Source organism: Thermococcus peptonophilus (assembly GCF_001592435.1).
GTDB lineage: Archaea > Methanobacteriota_B > Thermococci > Thermococcales > Thermococcaceae > Thermococcus > Thermococcus peptonophilus.
This window is the reverse complement of record NZ_CP014750.1, coordinates 1,118,401-1,136,567: the sequence shown is the minus strand read 5'-3', so window position 1 is coordinate 1,136,567 and position 18,167 is coordinate 1,118,401. Positions and strand designations below refer to the sequence as shown.

Below are 18,167 nucleotides of genomic sequence, written 5' to 3'. Positions count from 1 at the left end.
ATATGACTACGTGGTGACCCCCCCATGAACGTCTGGACGCTGGTGGCGGTTTACATCCTGATACTCCTCTCCCTCGCAAACCTCTTCATCAAGCCAATCCTTTTTGCAAAGCGGATGGCTGGCAAAGTTCTGAAGAAGCTCCTACGCATCCAGGTTCCTGAAAACCAAAAGAAAAGTTTGGAGAGGTTATACACCCCAGTGTGGGTCCTCATTGGCCTCGGGGCCTTTTTCAAGCTGAAAGATGCAAGTCTGCTCGGCGCGGTCTTCGGTCTTTTAGCCTTCCGGAGCGGGGCGAACATAGCGAGGCTCCTAGTTTACTCCAGCCACGATGGAAAGATTCTCAAGGAGATGGCAGAGGGAAGGGTTTTGGGCATCCTTGAAAAAGCCGTCAGGATTTCTCTAATACTCGAAGCGGCGTTCCCATTTGCCATGTTGCTGGCGTACAAGACTCTAAGTGCTGTAACGATTTCGCACGGGAGCGTGGGAAAGTTCCTCCTGGAGCTTTGGGTCGCCGGAGCGATTTTCGGGCTGGTATTTGGATACTTGATAGCGAAGGACAACAGGGGTCTGCTCCTTGAAGACAGTGTTGAGGCTCTAACATTTATGATAGCACTGAAAGGGAAGCAGAAGGCGGAAAAGGCAAAGGAGAGAATAAAGTTCAGAGCTCCCTGAAGCGGAGTCTGAACCTGAGTTCTCCCTCGACAGGGAAGAGAACGGTGTAGCTAACGCCCTGCTGGATGAAGTCCCATCCACTCTCACTCTGGCTGAGGGTCTTTATAGGGTACTTCCAGACTTTTGCCCTTCTGTCGAGCTCTATCTCAACCCTTCCGATGCCGTAGGGGTCGTTCACCTCGAACTTCTCCGCCTCGAACTCGGCCGGCTCCTCCATAACGCTGTGGACTGCCAGGTTGAGCTCGACGCCGAAGAGGGCTCTGGTATCGCTTCTGACGGTGTAGTCCACTATGAAACCATCATCGGTGAGCCTGACCGACTTTTCTACCCTGGCCTGCTTCTTTGTAACGCTCCCGTCGCGCTCAAGGGTTATTCCGTTCTCAATAAGGCTGAAGTTGTAAGCACCGGTGAGGAAGTCCCCAAGCTCGATGTAGCGGCTCAGCCTGTACTCGTCGAGCGTCGTCTCTGGGTCGAGGAAGTGGTCCTGCAGGATGGCCCTCAGGTGGCTGTCGTAGGCGAGCTCGCGCCTTATCTCGTCGGGAATCTGCTTTCCAAGCTCGTGGATGCTGGCAACACCCTCCCCGCCTTCTTCCTCTGGGGTTGCCGCCTCAGGAACCTCGTGGTAGTGCTCCCAGCGCCTCGCGAGAACGTCGTTGTAGTTGACTGCTTTCCTCTTGGAGGAGAGCTCGAAGAGGGCCCCACCGTAAGCTGGTTTGAAGACGGCGTAAAAGTTCTCGTTCTCGATGAAGACCTCGTCCCTGCCGTCGAAGTCGATGTCCCTGACGAAGTTTCCGGTTTTAACGTAGCTGTTGGCCTTTATGATGTTCTCCCAGACGGCCCTGCGGAGGTGCGGGAGGTAAACACCGCCGAAGACGCCGTGCCAGTAGGCGTCATTGCACTGGGCCCTGAGGATGAATTCCCTCGCCTCTAGGTTGTCCCTGACTGCCTTGCTCACCATCAGCATTCTCTTGTGCATGTAGTTGCTCTCAGGATACTTGAAGAAGAAGTTCTTCCAGATTCCGCCGCGGACGAAGACGCGGTAGCGGTCAAACTTGTTCTCTTTCTTCAGCTCCTCGACGAACTCTACAAAGAGCTTGGCCTGCTTTGCCGGAAGGCTCCACTCGCTCATCTCAAAGTAGGAGGCTATCGGGAGATAAACTAGGCCACGCGGCCTGAACCTCTGAAGGTACTCGGAGTAGAGTATGAGGTTTATCCTCTCGTCGCTTGAAACATTGTCAAAGAACTCCCTGAGCCAGCCCTTCTCGTAGACCCACTCGTAGGTTCCAGGCCAGACGCCGAACTTCTCGCCGTCGTCGTGGAAGACAGCAACCTTGCTTTCATCGCCGTCATCGAGCGAGTGGAGGTACTCAATGGTCTTATCAACCGGGCGGAAGGGGATTAGATAGCGGAGCTTCTCATCTATCGGAAAGACGGATATAACCTCTCCGCCGTCCTCTGTGTAGTAGGGCCAGAACAGTTCCTCCTTCGAGAGGCCCGCACTCATGAAGTGGTAGTCGTCAACGATGACGTAGTCTATTCCAGCCGCGCGGAGGCTCTTAACCAGTTCTGGCTGCCAGACCCTCTCGGTGAGCCAGACCCCCTTTGCCTCGTACCCGAGCTCCTTGGCAAACTCCTTGAGCTTCTCTATCTGGACTATTCTGTCTTCCTTCGGAATCGAGGCAAGAACAGGCTCGTAGAAGCCAGCAACCACTATCTCAAGCTGTCCCCTCTTGACGAGCGAGCGGAGCAAATCGAGGTGTTCTGGTTTGTTGTTCTGTATCCACTCGAGGAGCGGGCCGGAGTAGTGGGCCGCGACCTTCATGTTTGGATACTCCTCAAGGGTCTCCATGAAAGGCCTGTAAGACTTCTCGTAGGCGCTCTCCATCACCCATCCAAAATTTCCGAGTGGCTGATGGTTGTGGATACCAAATATGAAGTTCACCATCCCCATCACCAACAAACCTTGTTATCACTAGCGGTGATATGAGAAGAAAGGCATATAAACCTTTTCTTCTCAATACTCACTGAAGGTGACTACTGAACCCCCACAGGGGAATGGAATAGAGGTGAGCACTATGGGGAGAACAGCTACACTCCTGATAGTTTTTGTTTTGATGTTTAGCTTAGTGCCAGCGTCGCACTTTGCCTCCGCGATGTACGGCACTAAAATAATAGATGGCAACCTCAACGACTGGACGATTTCAGACCTTGTGACTGTTGGGAAGGACAACGGCCAAGCGGGGGCCAACCTAGACAAGCTCTACGTTGCCTGGGACGACCAGTACCTGTACATAGCAATAAAGACAAACAACACCCAGAGTTGGGACGTGGCCTACGGCTTTGGGATAGACGTTGACCCAGGGACAGGAAACGGCTACAACGGAACAAGCGACTCCTGGGGAAGAAAGATTGAGTTCTCCAATGGCTTTGCGGTTGACTACGAGATATACTTCTGGTGGAGTGGCGGTTCAGGAATGGGAACCGACAACTTCAACACTTGGACCGGGAGCGGATGGGACTACAAGGGCATAGCCGAGGTTGGTGGAGAGTTTTCATACATCGGAAACACCTCAATCGGTCTCCAGACCCTTGAGATAAAGATACCATGGAGTGCCCTCGGCGGAAGACCCGACGAGATCGCAATCATAGCATGGGTGGCCGGTGGTGACGGATCATCGGCTGTGGACAGTCTTCCGGTTGACCCTGCCATAGACTACTCCAACATTGGAGGCGAATGGGGAGACACCGACACCTTCACCAACCTTGCAGTCCTCTACGTCGAAAGCAAGACCATCGACGGTAATTTGAATGACTGGAGCTCTAACGAGATAGCGGCCGTTGACAAGATGGGTGTTGGAGTCCCAGGCGGCAACCTCAGCAAGCTCTACGTCTCCTGGGACAAGGACTACCTCTACCTTGCAATAGTCACCAACAACACCGCCAACTGGGGGATGGCCTACGGCTTTGGGATAGACGTTGACCCAGGGACAGGAAACGGCTACACCGGTGGTGGAGACGCCTGGGGCAGGCAGATAAACTTCACAAACGGCTATGCGATTGACTATGAGGTCTACTTCTGGTGGGACGACGGACAGGCCAAGATAACGGCCGCCCAGCTCAACCCGTACAACGGCAACTGGGACTGGCCGAACCTCGTGGACGTTGGAGGCAAGTATAACTACACTGGAGACTCCTCAACGGGCCTCAAGACCCTTGAAGTGGCGATACCATGGTCGGCCATAGGTGGGATGCACAGCCACTTTGCGGTTTCAGCATGGATAACTGGGGGAAGCGGAAGTGCAGTTGACATCCTCCCTCAGGAAAGCGTCGCCGTAGACAGCGCAGATGAGTGGAATGACATCGACGCTATCTCCCAGATGGCGGAGTTCGAGATGTTCCTTATGCCCGACCTCAAAGTGAGCCTCAGCGGCCCAGGTGTAGCCGGCCTCAACAGAACAACCACTTACAACGTCACAGTCGAAAACGGAGGCTCCCTTCCGGCGAACAACGTAAACGTCAGGGTTTACGTAAACGACACCCTCTACACCAACTGGACGACCGACCTGGGAGCTGGAGAGAAGAAGTGGTTTACACTCACATGGAAGCCCAACGAGACGGGCGTTTATACAATAAAGACCACTGTTGATGAGGAGAACAAGATACCCGAGGCCAACGAGGACAACAACGTTGCGACAATGAACGTTGAGGTAATCTGGGTCGGCAAGATCGACGTTGACGGCGACCCGAGTGACTGGCCCACTGCAGAAATAAGTGAGAACAACTACACAGTTGTCAACGGCACGTTCATATGGGCGGACAAAATTGGGGACAACAGAAAAGACAAAGATGAGTACCTGCCTGGAAAAACATCCTCCCACGCCGACCTGACTGAGATCGCCGTAACAAAGGACGACCGCTACGTTTACTTCATGTTCCGCTTCGCAAACATGAGCAACATAAAGATAGGAGACAACGGTGCAACGTTCGTCGCGGTTCCGATAGACTACAAAGATGGGGGAGCCGACTGGGTAGCGGGAAGAATGGACACCAGGACGAGCTTCCTCTGGGACGTCCAGATGGCGGTCAACCTCAAGTGCAACCAGGACGTTGGGAAGACCAGCGCCATCGAAGGAGCTGGAAACTCGCTTACCTCAATGCTTTACTTCGTAGACCCCGATGGGAACATCCTAACTGTCAACGGGGCCGTTGTTGGCGTTGACCTGTCTAAGAACACCATTGAGGTTAGGGTTCCAGTCGAGCTGTTCGAGAACACGACCAAGTTCAATTTTACTGTGGCAACGGGACTGAGCTACGGAGAGGGCGTCTGGAACTTTGGAAATGACTTCGAAGACGACACCAAAAGCGATGCGGTCGATGTGCTGAGCATTAAATCTACTGAGGACGAAGTCGCGGATGGCTACCTTGACTATGCAATACAGCTGGAAACCAACGGAATCGTCGAAAACGCTAAGAGCATCGACTACGAACAGATCAGAAGGGAGATACAGAGAAAAGAGGAGGAGAGAAAGAGAAGGGAAAGGTGGAACCACTTTATCAACCTGAACAAGTACTACGGCGCAACCAAGTTCAGAGAGTACTACATGAACTACACCTACCTAGACCAGTACTTGAGAAACCAGACGCTTACATCAGAAATGGCCGAAAAGCTCTCGGAGTACGAAAACGAAGTTGCCGAACTCCTCAGCATGTACAACGAAGGAATGGACATGATAAACAAGGAGTCTGCCGTGTTCATCGGGGCCATAAAGGTATTCAGGGCGTACACTGGACTCATCAAGATCGTTAAAGAAATGCAGGAGATGAAAGAGCTCATTGAGATGGGAATCGCGGAGAGGCAGGCGCACATCGAGGAGCTCTCCAAGAAGCTCACGAAGACCATAGACGGCAACCTTGACGACTGGAAAGTCCAGCCGGTCGCAGTTGACACAGAAGGATACGGCCAAGATGGTGCCAACCTTAAGGCTCTTTACGTGGACTACGACGACAACTTCCTGTACATAGCCCTCACCACGGACAACAAAGCTTCCTGGAGGGTTGTCTATGGAATCTCCCTCGACTACAAGGACGGCGGCTACACCACCGGACAGGACAGCTGGGGCAAGAAGCTCAGCTTCACTAGGGGAATAGATGCACAGCTCTACTTCTTCTGGAACGGTGAGTTCTTCGGAGACCCCGGAACGAGCACGATAACCAGCGCTCAGCTGGTGATCTGGAACGGAAGCGGATGGGACTACAAGAACCTCCAGTGGGTTGGATTCTACAACTACACCGGAGGAGCAGAAAACGGCCTGCAGACCCTTGAAATAGCCATCCCATGGGAGGAGCTTGGTGGAAAGCCCAAGGAAATCAACATCGTTGCCTATGTCACTGGACAGGGTGTCGGAGACTCCGCCGTTGATTCACTGCCGCTCCAAGATGCAGTCAGGGACAAGCAGCCAGGAGACGAGTGGGGCGACGAGGACACGTTTACCGAGTTCGCCTCGGTCTCCATAACCTGAAGCCTTCCTTTTCTTCCTTTTCGCTTTTCTCCCGGTGAATCAAACTACCACCGATGCCAAATACACTGCAACTGCAACGGCCAGCTGGTTTGAAAAGTTATCATCGGGTGGAACGTTGTAGAACTCCACAATAGTGCCGACGGCCGCACCAATTAAAGCGGGAGCAAACCCCACAAGAGGGATTAAAACCAGCAGGGCTGTAACGAAGTATGCCAAGCTCCCCTCAAGGCTCTTACCATTTGAGAAGCGGTGCCTCCCGAGGCTTTTACCGATTATAGCGGCCAGGGCATCCCCCAGAGTTGCAACGGTTATGGCGCCCACCGCCACCTTCATCGGGAAGAAATACACAACTATGAACGAAGCGGCCGCAAAGTAAATGTGAGCCGCAACCCTCTCACGCTCATGGGGTCTCGTTATAGCCTCAATATGGTTTTCTATAAGCTCAATTCCCCTGCCCAGCTCGGGGGAAGGATACATATTCAGAAGGCGGTACTTTATCCTATCCCTCCATTCTTCAATTATCCTGAATGGCTCAAGCACGACGAAGAGAACAAAAGCAAAACCTATGAAAACAAGCGTTGTGGTCTTGCCACAGCAGAGATAAATGGCAGGCACCGTAAGTCCAGTGAGATGGAGCGCCTTACGCTTCAGCTCGCTTCTTATGCTCACGCTCTATCACCTCCAGGGCCTCAAGAAGGCTGTTCACAACGTAATCAGCGAACCTGACTTTTCGGGACTTAAAGTAGCCCCTGCGAACCAGTATGGTAGTGGCCCCAATCGCCCTACCTCCGCGCATGTCAGTCTCGTCACGGTCACCAACAACGTAGACCTCGCTGGAGGGAAACTTTTGAAGGGCAAGCCTGAAGTTGTAGTCCTCGAGCTTGCTGTGGCCGGTTTCACCGCTTATTATGATTCCATCAAAGTACTTGGAGATACCGAGGAGTTCAAGTTTTTTCCTCTGCCACTCAGTTGATGAGTCTGTCACGAGGACGATTTTTGCTCCGAGTTCCTTCAGACCGGAGAGAAACGGCAGGGCATCGGGGAAAAGACTGAGATGGTCAAAGAATGTGCGCTCAACAAAGGACACAACTTCCCCGATTTCATCGTCAGAAGCATCTGGGTAAACGTCCCTAAAGACGGTTTCAACAAGCTCATCCAAATCCATCAGGTGGACTGCCTCAGAGCTTTCAAAACGACGGTACTTTTTTAGCAGGAAGTACGCTATGGCCCGGAGCTTTCTTCTCCTGAACAGGAACAGAAGCGTCCTAAGGAGGGCCTTTTTTCCCGCCGCCCACGTGTTGCAGAGGGTATCATCGAGGTCGGTGATTACCAGCATATTGATATTATTCCTCTGGGGCTTTTAAAGGATAATGCAAAGCTTTTAAAGACGACAAACGAGTTCTGGATTGATGAGAGGCGAAGAACTCGTACTGGCGGGGATAGCCCTGATATTTCTGGGGTTCATCCTAGTGTTCATCGGGACTCTGCTATCCGCCTTCAGCGGTGAGACGGACGTTGAGGGCGGTGGGGTCATAATGATAGGCCCCATTCCAATAGTCTTTGGGACTGGGAGAGGCGTCACCCTGGCCATGATTCTGGCGGTGCTCCTGATGGTTCTGTGGATAATAGGTACTCTTCTCGCAAGGAGGGGATGACGTGGAGTTCCTCGGCTACCTTGCAATCCTTCTAGTTGTGGCAAAGAGCATAGAATGGGTCTTTGAGAGGGCGGAGATACACCCGATCATCGCCCACGTTATAACGGGCATTCTCCTCGGGCCGTTTGCACTTGGAATCGTAAAACAGGGAGAAGAAATTGAGGTACTGGCCCAGTTCGGACTTATAATGATGATGCTCTACATGGGACTGACCAGCAACTTCTCTGCAATAGCCCAGAACACGAAGAAAGCCACGTTCGTGGCCGTTCTCGGGGTTGCTTTCTCATTCATACTGGGCTTTGCCACTGTGTACCTCTTTGGAAAGGGGTTCTCCGCGGCGGTGTTCGTTGGCGTAACCCTCGGGAACACGGCAATCGAGGTCACAAGCGGCGTCCTTGTTAAGGAGAGGGTGAACAGAAGGGTCTCTGCCATACTCATGGGAGCGGCGTTCGCGGACGACATACTGGCCGTTTACCTAATAGGCATCATAACCGGCATGGCGAGCGGGAACTTCAACGCCCAGTCCCTCCTTATCCTGACGGGGAAAATCTTTGCCTTCATAGTCGCGACGCTCCTGATTTCGGAGTACATCTTCAAGCGCTCCAGGTGGTTCTACAGCGTGGTCAGAAACCTGAACGTCTTCTTTACCTTCACCCTCATCCTCACGTTTGCACTCGCCATAATATCGGAGTGGGTCGGGCTGAACCAGATAATCGGGGCATACTTGGCAGGTTTGACCATAAGCAGGCTCCGCGAGAGAAAAGACCCCCTCGTCGTTACCAGGATAAAGCTCAACGAGCTCATAGGCGACCTTCAGGTTGTTCTCACGGAGTTTTTCATGCCGCTGTTCTTTATCTACGTCGGCCTGATGTTCAACCCCCCCATCAGAGACATCAACGTTCTCCTCATTCTGGCACTCTACGCCTCGGCAGTCCTTGGCAAGCTGATCGGCTGCGGTCTTGGTTCAAAGCTGGTTGGCCTCTCCTGGGAAGATTCGATAGCAGTGGGAATTGGGATGGGTGGAAGGGGAAGCCTGGAACTGGCTATCCTCACGTTCGGCCTCAGCACGGGACTCATAGACCAGAGCATCTTCGCGAGCGTTATAATAGTGTCAATGATGACGGCCTTAACAACGCCGATATTCTTCAAGGCGTACCTGAAGAGGCAAAGGCTTAAAGCCGGGGAGAGTTAGTACCGCAAGGCGGTGAAATAATGTTTCCAGAAATGGGGGCGAGCGAGAAAGAAGTCCTGCGGGAGCTTGAAGAGAAAACGAGAGAAGACTTGACCTTTGACTCGGGCAAGATACTCGGTTCCATGTGCACTTACCCACATCCCTTAGCAGTGAAGGTCGTTATGAGGTACATAGACAGGAACCTCGGCGATCCTGGTCTCCACGTTGGGAGCCAGAAAATCGAGAAAGAAGCCGTTGACATGCTGGCCAACCTCCTCGGACTTGAGAAGGGCTACGGCCACATAGTCTCCGGCGGGACGGAGGCCAACATCCTGGCAGTGAGGGCAATGAGGAACCTCGCTGGAATAGAAAAGCCCGAACTGATCCTTCCAGAGAGCGCTCACTTCTCATTCATAAAGGCCGCCGAGATGCTAGGGGTGAAGCTCGTCTGGGCGGAACTGAACGATGACTACACAGTCAACGTGAAGGACGTTGAGGAAAAGATAACGGACAGGACGATAGGAATAGTAGGGATAGCAGGGTCAACTGGTCTCGGCGTGGTTGACGACATCCCGGCCCTGAGCGACTTAGCACTTGACTACGGTCTTCCTCTCCACGTTGATGCCGCCTTCGGCGGCTTCGTGATACCCTTCGCAAAGGCCCTCGGTTACGACCTCCCGGACTTCGACTTCCACCTTAAGGGCGTGAAGAGCATAACCATAGACCCACACAAGATGGGCATGGTACCGATCCCAGCGGGGGGAATAATCTTCCGCGAGAAGAAGTTTCTGGACAGCATAAGTGTTTTAGCTCCGTATTTGGCTGGAGGCAAAATCCGGCAGGCGACGATAACGGGGACTAGACCAGGAGCCAACGCTCTGGCAGTATGGGCAATGATAAAGCATCTCGGCTTTGAAGGGTACAAGGAAGTTGTAAGAGAGAAGATGGAGCTCGCTAGATGGTTCGCATCGGAGCTGAAGAAGATTCCAGGGATTTACCTCATCAGGGAGCCAGTGCTGAACATCGTCTCCTTCGGCTCTGAAAAGCTGGAAGATCTCGAAGAGGAACTTAAAGCACGGGGCTGGGGAATAAGTGCCCACCGCGGCTACATAAGGATCGTCGTTATGCCACACGTGAGAAAGGAACATCTGGAGGCGTTTTTGGTGGATTTAAGAAGCATTATGGCTATTCTCACTCAGTAACGCCCTTTATGTCCACGTGGACAAAGGCCCTCTCAACTTGGGGCATACCCTCAATCTTCTTCCTGACTTCCTCGCTGATGTCATGGGCCTCCTTGAGTGTGATTTCCGGTGGAACCTCAATGTGGAGCTCGACGTGGAGCTTGTTCCCGACGTAGTGCGCCCTGAGGTCATGGACTCCGAGAACGTTTGGGACGCTCATAGCACGCTTTTCAATCTCCCTGCAAACCTCAAAGGGCGGAGCTTGGCCCGTCAGGTAGCCGAGGTTCTCAAGGAGGACATCAAAGGCCACCTTCACGAGAAAGAGAGATACCAGGAGGCCTGCGAGACCATCCCCATACCTGAACCCGAGCCTCTGGAGGCTAAGACCCACGAGAACAGCCACACTGCTCAGCGAGTCGCTCCTGTGGTGGTAGGCGTCGGCAACGAGGATCTGGCTGTTGAGCTTCCTGCCGACGTGTAGGGAGTACCTGAACATAGCCTCTTTAGCAAGGATTGATAGAACCGTGACTCCAAGCATTAGGGAGTTTACCTCAATGGTCTCCCCCTTGAGAAGCCTGAAGACTGAATCCCTTCCGATTTCATAGGCGACCAAGAGAAGCGCCTCGCCTATGAGAAAGGCCACCAGAGGTTCAAAGCGGGAGTGTCCGAAGGGGTGACTTCTGTCCGGGGGCTTTGATGATACCTTCATTCCAAAGTAGCCGATGACGCTCGTGATTAAGTCGCTCAGAGAGTGGATTCCATCCGAGATGAGGGCTATGCTGGAGTATAGAAAGCCAACTACCAGCTTGAGCACACCGAGGAGAACGTTTCCGACTATCGAAACCCATATCGGTCGGTAAAGTCCCTCCAAACTCCATCCCCCATGGGCAACTTGGGCGGTCAGTCCGTCACTCCCTCGTCACAGCTCGGACAAGGCTGAACTCATCATCCCAGAAAAGGTAAAGGATGGGGCTTAAAAGGGTTGCTCAGCGATCACCTTTCCTTCCTCATCGGTCGGTTCGCCCATCACTCATCATCGCAGGAAAAAATTGGAGAGGGGGTTTAAGTGGCTTCCGCTCATTGTGAAGCAGTTATGAGCATAGCCACCTCGGAGGTATCGGTCTGGCACTCGTTTCCGGCATCGGGAGAGAGTTCTATACGCATGGTAACTTCTATGGCCTTGTTCTCAGCCAGTTTGCCGTCAAAGAGGTGTATTAGTGTGCCGTTAAGCTCCCGAAGGGATTTTCCAGCATAGCGGTCAAGTTCCATGACTGTCCCGTTAAACGAGACACGGATGTCCTTAACTATCAGGTACTCGCTGAGCTCTCCAACGTCGGGCGTGCTGTCCACGAGCACCTCGGCTTTGGATGGAGTTCCATCTTCACGATCGGTCACGTTGAGAATCATTGAGATTCTAGAAACAGGGTAATCGCCGCGGTTCTTGATGTAGAAGCGGATCGTCCTTTCCTCTCCCGGCAGGAGACTTCCAAACTCAAAGACCTTGTAGGCATCGTAGTACCTCTCGCCATTCTTGCTTATCCCGATATCGAACTCGCCCGTTGAAAACTCGTTGCCCGTGGACTTCGCCACATCGCTGAAGTACGAGAGACCGAATCTAAGGCCGACGAGGAAGACCAACAGAGCCGCCAGCATGACGATCAACATTTGTTTCATCACTACCACCAACTATAGTTTTCAAGTGAAAAACGAGTAGCAATATATAAGTTTTTCGGAAGCCAAGTTGTAAAAATTGCCAGCGTAACATATTCTACTAAGCCATAAAAATAGAACAGAGAGAATATCCAATTAACAGACCCAAAACTGTTTAAAGGTATTCCTTGGAAGACAGTACCACGGTGAAACCCTTGGAGAGAGGCGAAGAGACTCTGGGGAAGGTCGCAAAGGGGGCGGGCATAGTCCTCGCCGGGACCGTGCTGGGAATGCTCCTCAACTTTCTCACAAAGGCGGTTCTAGCGAGATACTACGAGAGAAGCCAGTACGGGTCGTTCACGCTCACTGTAACAGTTCTGAGCATTGCAATGACCATTGCACTCCTCGGACTTCAGAACGGCCTCTCCAGGGAGATAGCCCGCCACCTCCAGAGAGATAGAAACGTTGCACTAAAACTTGCATCAACGGGAGTTTTGATAGGGTCTAGCTCATCCCTGGCTCTTACGGTACTCGTATTTACCTTGGCCCCCAATCTTGGGAATGTCCTAAACGACCCTCACCTCAACTTGGTTCTCAGAATAGCCTCTCCAGCGCTTCTCCCGATGGTTTTAACTATGATAATCGTGGCAATATCCCGGGGGCACGGAAGAGTCCGGGAAAACTTCTACTACAGGAACGTCCTCCCACAGCTCCTTTTTCTGATTCTCTTACTCATTGTGCTCATCCTAAATCTTAGCTTCAACTGGGTGTTCATTGCGTATGTCGCCGCTTGGACAATCCCAGCGTTTTTAGGCTTCCGAGACGGCAGGAAGTTCGGACTGTTGCCGAGAAGGCCAGAGTTCGATTGGGATCTCGCAAAAGAGCTTTTAGCGTTTTCATTCCCCCTCATGCTGACGGGCATATTGGACTATGTTCTCGGCTGGACAGACTCCCTGATGCTGGGCTACTATTTTGGACCGGATAAGGTTGGCCTCTACAACGGGGCGGCGCCAATAGCCAGAGCGTTGCCCGTGGTTCTAAACTCGCTTGGATTCGTTTTTATGCCGATGGCGACGGTGCTCTTCACAGGCAGGGATCTTAAAGGATTGAAAAGGCTCTATCAGAGCACTACGAAGTGGGGCTTTATCCTGACTTTTCCGGCCTTCCTGCTGCTCTTTGCATTTCCAGGGGGGACAATAAACCTGTTCTTCGGACCAAAATACACTGAAGCGGTGACCGCCCTAAGAATACTGTCCCTAGGTTTCATGTTCCATGTGGTAATGGGGCTCAACGCGATGAGTCTGGTAGCCGTCGGAAGAACTTCAGACAACCTCATCGGCAACCTCCTTGCCGCCGTACTTAACATAGCCCTCAATGCGGCACTCATTCCAGTGTACGGGATAAATGGGGCAGCTTTGGCAACGGCTTCCTCATATATAGCGGCGAACCTGTACAGGGTGTCCGTCCTCTACAGGACGACGGGAGTCCAGCCATTTGGAAAAGCTTACACTAAGGCCCTCATAATAGGCGCTGTAACGCTCGTCTTCGGAGTTTTCCTGGGAGATTCAGGCTCGATCCCTGGAGCGATCTTAAAGACTGCCGCTCTCTACGGCGGTTATTTCCTCTTAGTCCTTCTAAGTGGGTGCATAGAGAAAGAGGAAGCTAAAAATCTGGAAAAATTCGCAGAGAAAGTTGGTTTGAATCTGGAATGGCTCATTAGGATTATAGAAAGGCTTTCAAAGGATGAATGAGGCAAAAAGGCTTTTGCGAGTAGAAGTCCCAACACCTCGGCAAATTTATAAGCCTGCCAATTTAATACGCACACGAGAAACAAAAAGAGGAGATGGGTTATGGTCTCAACTCTCGCAGTGATCCTCGCGGGAATCGTGGGCTTCTGGATAGTTTTGTACGCCCTCTTCGGAAAGAAGGAGATAGACCCGGAAACGGGAGAGCCCATAGAGAAGGAAGAAGGTCTCAGCGTTAACATGTTCATTGCAATGTGGAGGACAAAGCGCCTTTTAGGATTCATAGACAGGGTATCACGCATCAATCCACGCTTCTGGAAGGTCTATGCCGACGTTGGGATAATCCTCGGTTATATGGGCATGGTCTACGTCTTCTACGCCCTCGCAAAAACCGCCGTTCAAACTCTTCAGACTAAGGGCCAGCAGGCAGGAGTCCAGCTCGTGATCCCGGGAGTGACAATCCCCCTGTGGTACGGATTGATAGGTCTTGTGGTTGTGATGGTAGTCCATGAGCTAAGCCACGGAATAGTCGCCAGGGCGGATAAGCTCCCTCTGAAGTCCGTCGGGCTGGTTCTCCTGGCCGTGATTCCAGGGGCTTTTGTTGAGCCTGATGAAGAGGAACTGGCAAAGGCACCTCTCCGCTCGCGCCTTAGGGTGTATGGAGCGGGATCAATGGCCAACATAACAACGGCAATAATAACGGCCCTTTTAATAACCTACGCGATAAACCCGCTTCTTATCCCCTCGGGGGTGGAGGTGAAGGGGATAATACCCGGCTCGCCCGCTGAGAAAGTCCTCCAGAAGGGTGACGTTATAATCGGCATAAACGGGCAGGAAATAAAGACCATGGAAGATTTCATGGAGTTCATGGACAAAACCAAGCCTGGAGAGACCCTAGAACTTGAAGTCCTTAGAGATGGTGAAAAAACCAGCGTTAAACTGACCCTCGCAGAGCACCCAGACAGGCCAGGAAAGGGCTTCGTAGGAATACAGCCAGCACAGCACGTTGAATCAAAGGTGGGGTCTGCGAAGGTAGTCCTCCCGATTTTCTTCGCCCTCTACTGGATATACCTGCTCAACGTCGGAATAGGCCTCATGAACCTCTTCCCGCTCGTGCCCCTTGATGGAGGGAGAATGCTGGACGACGTCCTCAAGGAGTACCTCCCAGAGAAAATAGCGAGGCCGGTGAGGTACACGACCATAGGTGTTGGACTGCTCCTCCTTGCCCTAAACCTGTGGCCGGCCTTAATGAACCTCGCCGGTTGAAAGCGTTTTTCTTTTTACTTTAACATACTCGGCCTTATCTCAAATCTGCCCTTTGAAAACCTGAACTCTGCCTCTGCAGGGGTGAATTCTGGGAGAAGGGACTTCCTAACCACCATGCGTTCTACTCCAGGTATCTCCGTAGTATTAAAGTCCACTATGTGCTCCGCGTACTGCAAAAGCCATGCCATGAACTTCGGAGAAACCCTGTCCCTATTCATCAGGAATATGTTTAACGGCCCCGGTTTGTTTTCGCTTTCTCTGGCTTTAATTTTGAGTGCTATGTTCCTGCGGAGAATTTTGATTGTAGCTTCTTCCCCAAAGAGATCCACCATGCCGTCTATTGTCAGGGTATATTCCAATCGGTTTTCTGTTTCCTGAAACTTGGAGAATTCTGCGGTACACTGCAACGGTCTTCGCCAGAAATGTCGTGGGATCAACACCCGGGATGTAATGTACAAACGGATAATCAGCCTTGAATCATTAAAACTGCCAAAGATGTCTATGATCGTCAGTTTCTCCTGGAGACCTTCTTTGAAAACATCGTAGCGAACGGCAAGCCCGTACCTCTCCAAGAGAAGGGTCGGAAACGAGTAGTTTGTGACTACGCCAAATCCTCCCTTATCAACAAGTCTTCTGAAAATTCAACAGCCAGAACCCACCCGAATGAATAAGTCTCGTAGATGATTAAGAAGCGTACTGTCGTCTAGCAGTCCTCCACCAAGCATCCTATCAAGTTCAGGGATGCCAGTCTTTACGATATTCTCCATAGCCACCACCAAGTACCCAATATCCAGCATCCGCATTAACAGTTTTAAGCCTATCAAAGAATCCAGACCCGGTGAGGAAATGAAGTGCTCCAAGTGCGGAAGACCCGCAGTATACCACGCGCGCTACACAGGAAGGTACTACTGTAAGAAGCACTTCAATGAGATGGTGGAGAAGAAGTTCAAGGAGACAGTGAAGAAGTACCGGCTCATAGAGAAGGGTGAGAGGATAGCCGTCGGCGTGAGCGGCGGTAAGGACAGCGTTGTCCTAATGCACCTTTTGGCAAAGCTACGCGAGAAGTTCCCCTTCGAGCTGGTTGCGATAACCATAGACGAGGGGATAGCTGGCTACAGGCCTCCAAGCGTCGAAATAGCGAGGAGGAACGCGAAGAAGCTCGGGATTGAGCACCGCATCTATTCGTTTAAGGAATATATAGGCTTCACGCTGGACGAAACCGTTGAGATAATGGGTAGCTTCGAGAAGGGGGAAAGGGTAGGTGCCTGCTCCTACTGCGGAGTGTGGAGGCGCTGGCTCCTCAACTACGCGGCTAAAGACGTTGGAGCCGACAAATTAGCTGTCGGCCACAACCTCGACGATGAAGTGCAGATGTTCCTGATGAACATCCTGAGGGGAGACATAGCAAGGCTCGGAAGGACCGGGCCGTACTACGAGGAGATTCACCCAGAGCTCGTCCCGAGGATAAAGCCCCTCCGCGAGATTCCGGAGAAGGAGATAGTACTCTACGCCGTTCTGAATAACATTGAGGTGGACTTAAGCGAGTGTCCATACGCCGTCGAGGCCTTCAGGGCCGAGATAAGGGACTGGATAAACGAGATGGAGGAAAAGCATCCCGGAACGAAATACCAGATATTGAGGAGCTACGACAAGCTCTTCCCGCTGATAGCGAAGACCTACACGAAGAAGACAAGCGAGCTGAACCGCTGCAAAATATGCGGGCAGCCAACGACGGGAGATATATGCAAGGCCTGCCAGTTCAGACTCCAGGTGGAGAAGAAGGCCAGAGAAAAGGGTCCGAATTTCAGGCTCGAGTGAGTCCCAAGAATTTCCAGAGGTTCGAAAAATGAAGCTGGAAATCTTAACCCCGATCCCGCTCGAAGAGCTTGAAGAACTCCGCCGGCGGAGCGGAGCAGAGGTAAGCCTGAGGCTTCTTGAAGTTACCAGACGAAACAGAATCCCCCTCAACAGGGTGCTCATCGAAGGTGAAGAGGGGGAGGTAAAAAGGTTCATGGGGTCTCTAATGAGGGCAAGGGCCGGTGGATAGCTACTCGATGTGGACTTGCCCTTCTTCTACCCAGAAGTTATATCCACATTCTTTGGGCTTAAAGTCCAGCAAAGGCGATTTTCTTATTTACCATTATTGCAGTCAACATATCCAATGCCCTACCCTTGTTCAAGAGAAAGATGTTTATCGGGCGCTTCCTCTTTTCGGTTATCTTCTCCTCAAGGATGCACTGATAGAGGTAGTTGTATTTGGGCACAAATCAACACCATAAATTGACGAGAATAAACCCACGATTGCGAGAGTATTCTTTTGCCAAATTTCTCAATGTCAAATCGAATAGGCCCAAGCTCCATTTTTAAGTTAAGGGAGTAAAAGGCAGCACTGAGTCCAGAATAACACCGAAATCGCCTTCTTTATACGGTTTCTCAGTATCTCAAGGGCTAAGTCCAACCGTTTGAGTACGAATCATAAGCTATGAGAGGGTTGCTGTCTTCCAGTAGTCCTCCTCCCAGGGTATCATCAAGTATAGAGATGCCCGACTTAGAAGTTCCGTTCCATGATCGTCCACCAAGGTATTTAGTGCGCATAAAATGTTTAACTGTATTGTGTCCTCGGAGGGAAGTTCTGAAATTCAGAGAAACTCCACGCTATAAATAGGAGAACGTCCTAATTTTAAACCGAGGTGATGAGTATGGAAGAAGTTAGGGAACTTAAAGACGTGCTCGAGAAGGTTGAGGGTAGGCTAATAGCCGCTGGGAAAATGTACGCCGCGATGAACTTCACGGGATTTCTGGCGGTAATGACCCTGTTCTACGTGGTACTCCGGTTCTTCAACGGCGGATCAGCTTTCAGCGTTTCGTACTGGACAGTAGCCACGATCGTTATGATTACTTTCACCTCAAAGGTTTGGAAGAGAATAGTGACCGTCTCTGGAATCAAAAGGGGCTCCGGAAAAAAAGTTGGCCTGAAAATAGCGGGTGCATGGGTAATCGGTGCCGCGCTTGGTTGGGTTTTGATCCCCTCACTGAACCCTGGGATAAACGAGGAGGCAAGCCTGGCCGTGGGCTTCCTGAGCTTTATCAGCGTTTCGCTCCTCGGCCAGTGGGAGGTTTTGAAAAAGTGCTGTGGGGCCGAGAACGAGATGGTTCCTGCGTTTCTGACTCCGGCACTGGCCATACCTCTAGCGTGGAGAATGGGAAGTGGGGCGATGCTCTGGTCCGGCTACGTAGTCTCACTCGGCTTTGCCACGACTATACTCCTATACCTCCACTCAGCTTTTAAAGCCGTTGAGCGGTGATAA

The 18,167-nt window shown here is 51.8% G+C and carries 17 protein-coding genes; 10 read left to right on the top strand and 7 right to left on the bottom strand.

All coding sequences use genetic code 11. The annotated features are described in order from the left end of the window. Positions 1–24: 24 nt before the first annotated feature. Complete coding sequence (locus tag A0127_RS06120) at positions 25–672, top strand: hypothetical protein (protein WP_062389296.1); 648 nt, start codon at positions 25–27, stop codon at positions 670–672. On the opposite strand, the gene A0127_RS06115 is transcribed toward A0127_RS06120, so the two are convergent. Beyond that, complete coding sequence (locus tag A0127_RS06115; protein ID WP_197463563.1) at positions 659–2,623, bottom strand: alpha-amylase/4-alpha-glucanotransferase domain-containing protein; 1,965 nt, start codon at positions 2,621–2,623, stop codon at positions 659–661. The two genes, A0127_RS06120 and A0127_RS06115, sit on opposite strands and share 14 nt — an antisense overlap. 124 nt (positions 2,624–2,747) lie before the next feature. On the opposite strand from A0127_RS06115, the gene A0127_RS06110 reads away from it, so the two are divergent. Then, positions 2,748–6,191 carry a CARDB domain-containing protein gene (locus A0127_RS06110; RefSeq protein ID WP_062389288.1) on the top strand — a complete coding sequence of 1,148 codons (3,444 nt, stop codon included), beginning with the start codon at positions 2,748–2,750 and terminating at the stop codon, positions 6,189–6,191. 39 nt (positions 6,192–6,230) lie between these two features. Here the strand turns inward: A0127_RS06110 and A0127_RS06105 are convergent, their stop codons facing one another. Next, positions 6,231–6,860 (bottom strand): diacylglycerol/polyprenol kinase family protein, encoded by a 630-nt coding sequence (locus tag A0127_RS06105; protein WP_062389284.1) that lies wholly within the window; start codon positions 6,858–6,860, stop codon positions 6,231–6,233. After that, on the bottom strand, positions 6,832–7,527 hold the full coding sequence (locus A0127_RS06100; protein ID WP_062389281.1) for an HAD family hydrolase: 696 nt from the start codon (positions 7,525–7,527) through the stop codon (positions 6,832–6,834). Before A0127_RS06100 ends, A0127_RS06105 begins: the two co-directional genes overlap by 29 nt. A 73-nt stretch (positions 7,528–7,600) precedes the next feature. Here A0127_RS06100 and A0127_RS06095 point away from each other — a divergent pair, with 73 nt between their 5' ends. From A0127_RS06095 to mfnA, 3 genes are read left to right on the top strand one after another with little or no spacing between them, the layout of a single operon-like run. Further along, on the top strand, positions 7,601–7,846 hold the full coding sequence (locus A0127_RS06095) for a TIGR00304 family membrane protein (RefSeq protein WP_062389279.1): 246 nt from the start codon (positions 7,601–7,603) through the stop codon (positions 7,844–7,846). Position 7,847: 1 nt separating this feature from the next. Further along, a complete protein-coding gene (locus A0127_RS06090) occupies positions 7,848–9,038 on the top strand; it encodes a cation:proton antiporter (protein ID WP_062389276.1) in 1,191 nt (396 codons plus the stop codon). A 20-nt stretch (positions 9,039–9,058) separates the two neighbouring features. Then, positions 9,059–10,219, top strand: coding sequence for a tyrosine decarboxylase MfnA (gene mfnA, locus A0127_RS06085; RefSeq protein WP_062389272.1), 1,161 nt, complete (start codon positions 9,059–9,061; stop codon positions 10,217–10,219). Here the strand turns inward: mfnA and A0127_RS06080 are convergent. Both A0127_RS06080 and A0127_RS06075 read right to left on the bottom strand, forming a co-directional pair. Next, positions 10,209–11,069, bottom strand: a complete 861-nt coding sequence (locus A0127_RS06080; protein ID WP_062389269.1) for a cation diffusion facilitator family transporter — start codon at positions 11,067–11,069, stop codon at positions 10,209–10,211. The genes mfnA and A0127_RS06080 overlap by 11 nt on opposite strands. Before the next feature lie 206 nt (positions 11,070–11,275). Beyond that, on the bottom strand, positions 11,276–11,872 hold the full coding sequence (locus A0127_RS06075) for a TasA family protein (RefSeq protein ID WP_054840682.1): 597 nt from the start codon (positions 11,870–11,872) through the stop codon (positions 11,276–11,278). 182 nt (positions 11,873–12,054) lie between these two features. Here A0127_RS06075 and A0127_RS06070 point away from each other — a divergent pair, with 182 nt between their 5' ends. Together A0127_RS06070 and A0127_RS06065 are read left to right on the top strand one after the other, a co-directional pair. Next, positions 12,055–13,599, top strand: a complete 1,545-nt coding sequence (locus A0127_RS06070) for a flippase (RefSeq protein WP_062390861.1) — start codon at positions 12,055–12,057, stop codon at positions 13,597–13,599. 99 nt (positions 13,600–13,698) lie between these two features. Continuing rightward, positions 13,699–14,859: a site-2 protease family protein gene (locus A0127_RS06065; RefSeq protein ID WP_062389267.1), complete on the top strand. Its 1,161-nt coding sequence runs from the start codon at positions 13,699–13,701 to the stop codon at positions 14,857–14,859. A gap of 14 nt (positions 14,860–14,873) precedes the next feature. Here A0127_RS06065 and A0127_RS06060 read toward each other — a convergent pair whose 3' ends face one another. Next, positions 14,874–15,431: a hypothetical protein gene (locus A0127_RS06060; RefSeq protein WP_062389263.1), complete on the bottom strand. Its 558-nt coding sequence runs from the start codon at positions 15,429–15,431 to the stop codon at positions 14,874–14,876. Positions 15,432–15,705: 274 nt separating this feature from the next. On the opposite strand from A0127_RS06060, the gene A0127_RS06055 reads away from it, so the two are divergent. Beyond that, on the top strand, positions 15,706–16,677 hold the full coding sequence (locus tag A0127_RS06055) for a TIGR00269 family protein (protein ID WP_062389258.1): 972 nt from the start codon (positions 15,706–15,708) through the stop codon (positions 16,675–16,677). 28 nt (positions 16,678–16,705) lie between these two features. Next, the gene (locus tag A0127_RS06050; protein WP_062389255.1) at positions 16,706–16,906 is read left to right on the top strand and encodes a TIGR04140 family protein; all 201 of its coding nucleotides are present in this window, start codon (positions 16,706–16,708) and stop codon (positions 16,904–16,906) included. Between the two features lie 58 nt (positions 16,907–16,964). On the opposite strand, the gene A0127_RS10735 is transcribed toward A0127_RS06050, so the two are convergent. Beyond that, positions 16,965–17,123, bottom strand: coding sequence for a hypothetical protein (locus tag A0127_RS10735; RefSeq protein WP_231855736.1), 159 nt, complete (start codon positions 17,121–17,123; stop codon positions 16,965–16,967). 429 nt (positions 17,124–17,552) lie between these two features. On the opposite strand from A0127_RS10735, the gene A0127_RS06045 reads away from it, so the two are divergent. After that, positions 17,553–18,164: a hypothetical protein gene (locus A0127_RS06045; protein WP_331710440.1), complete on the top strand. Its 612-nt coding sequence runs from the start codon at positions 17,553–17,555 to the stop codon at positions 18,162–18,164. Positions 18,165–18,167: the final 3 nt, after the last annotated feature.

Coding starts and splice junctions, on each gene's coding strand:
- A0127_RS06075 (WP_054840682.1), bottom strand. CDS start 11,872: ATGAAACAAATGTTGATCGTCATGCTGGCGGCTCTGTTGGTCTTCCTC.
- A0127_RS06120 (WP_062389296.1), top strand. CDS start 25: ATGAACGTCTGGACGCTGGTGGCGGTTTACATCCTGATACTCCTCTCC.
- A0127_RS06115 (WP_197463563.1), bottom strand. CDS start 2,623: ATGGGGATGGTGAACTTCATATTTGGTATCCACAACCATCAGCCACTC.
- A0127_RS06055 (WP_062389258.1), top strand. CDS start 15,706: ATGAAGTGCTCCAAGTGCGGAAGACCCGCAGTATACCACGCGCGCTAC.
- A0127_RS06095 (WP_062389279.1), top strand. CDS start 7,601: ATGAGAGGCGAAGAACTCGTACTGGCGGGGATAGCCCTGATATTTCTG.
- mfnA (WP_062389272.1), top strand. CDS start 9,059: ATGTTTCCAGAAATGGGGGCGAGCGAGAAAGAAGTCCTGCGGGAGCTT.
- A0127_RS06100 (WP_062389281.1), bottom strand. CDS start 7,527: ATGCTGGTAATCACCGACCTCGATGATACCCTCTGCAACACGTGGGCG.
- A0127_RS06065 (WP_062389267.1), top strand. CDS start 13,699: ATGGTCTCAACTCTCGCAGTGATCCTCGCGGGAATCGTGGGCTTCTGG.
- A0127_RS06110 (WP_062389288.1), top strand. CDS start 2,748: ATGGGGAGAACAGCTACACTCCTGATAGTTTTTGTTTTGATGTTTAGC.
- A0127_RS06050 (WP_062389255.1), top strand. CDS start 16,706: ATGAAGCTGGAAATCTTAACCCCGATCCCGCTCGAAGAGCTTGAAGAA.
- A0127_RS06045 (WP_331710440.1), top strand. CDS start 17,553: ATGAGTATGGAAGAAGTTAGGGAACTTAAAGACGTGCTCGAGAAGGTT.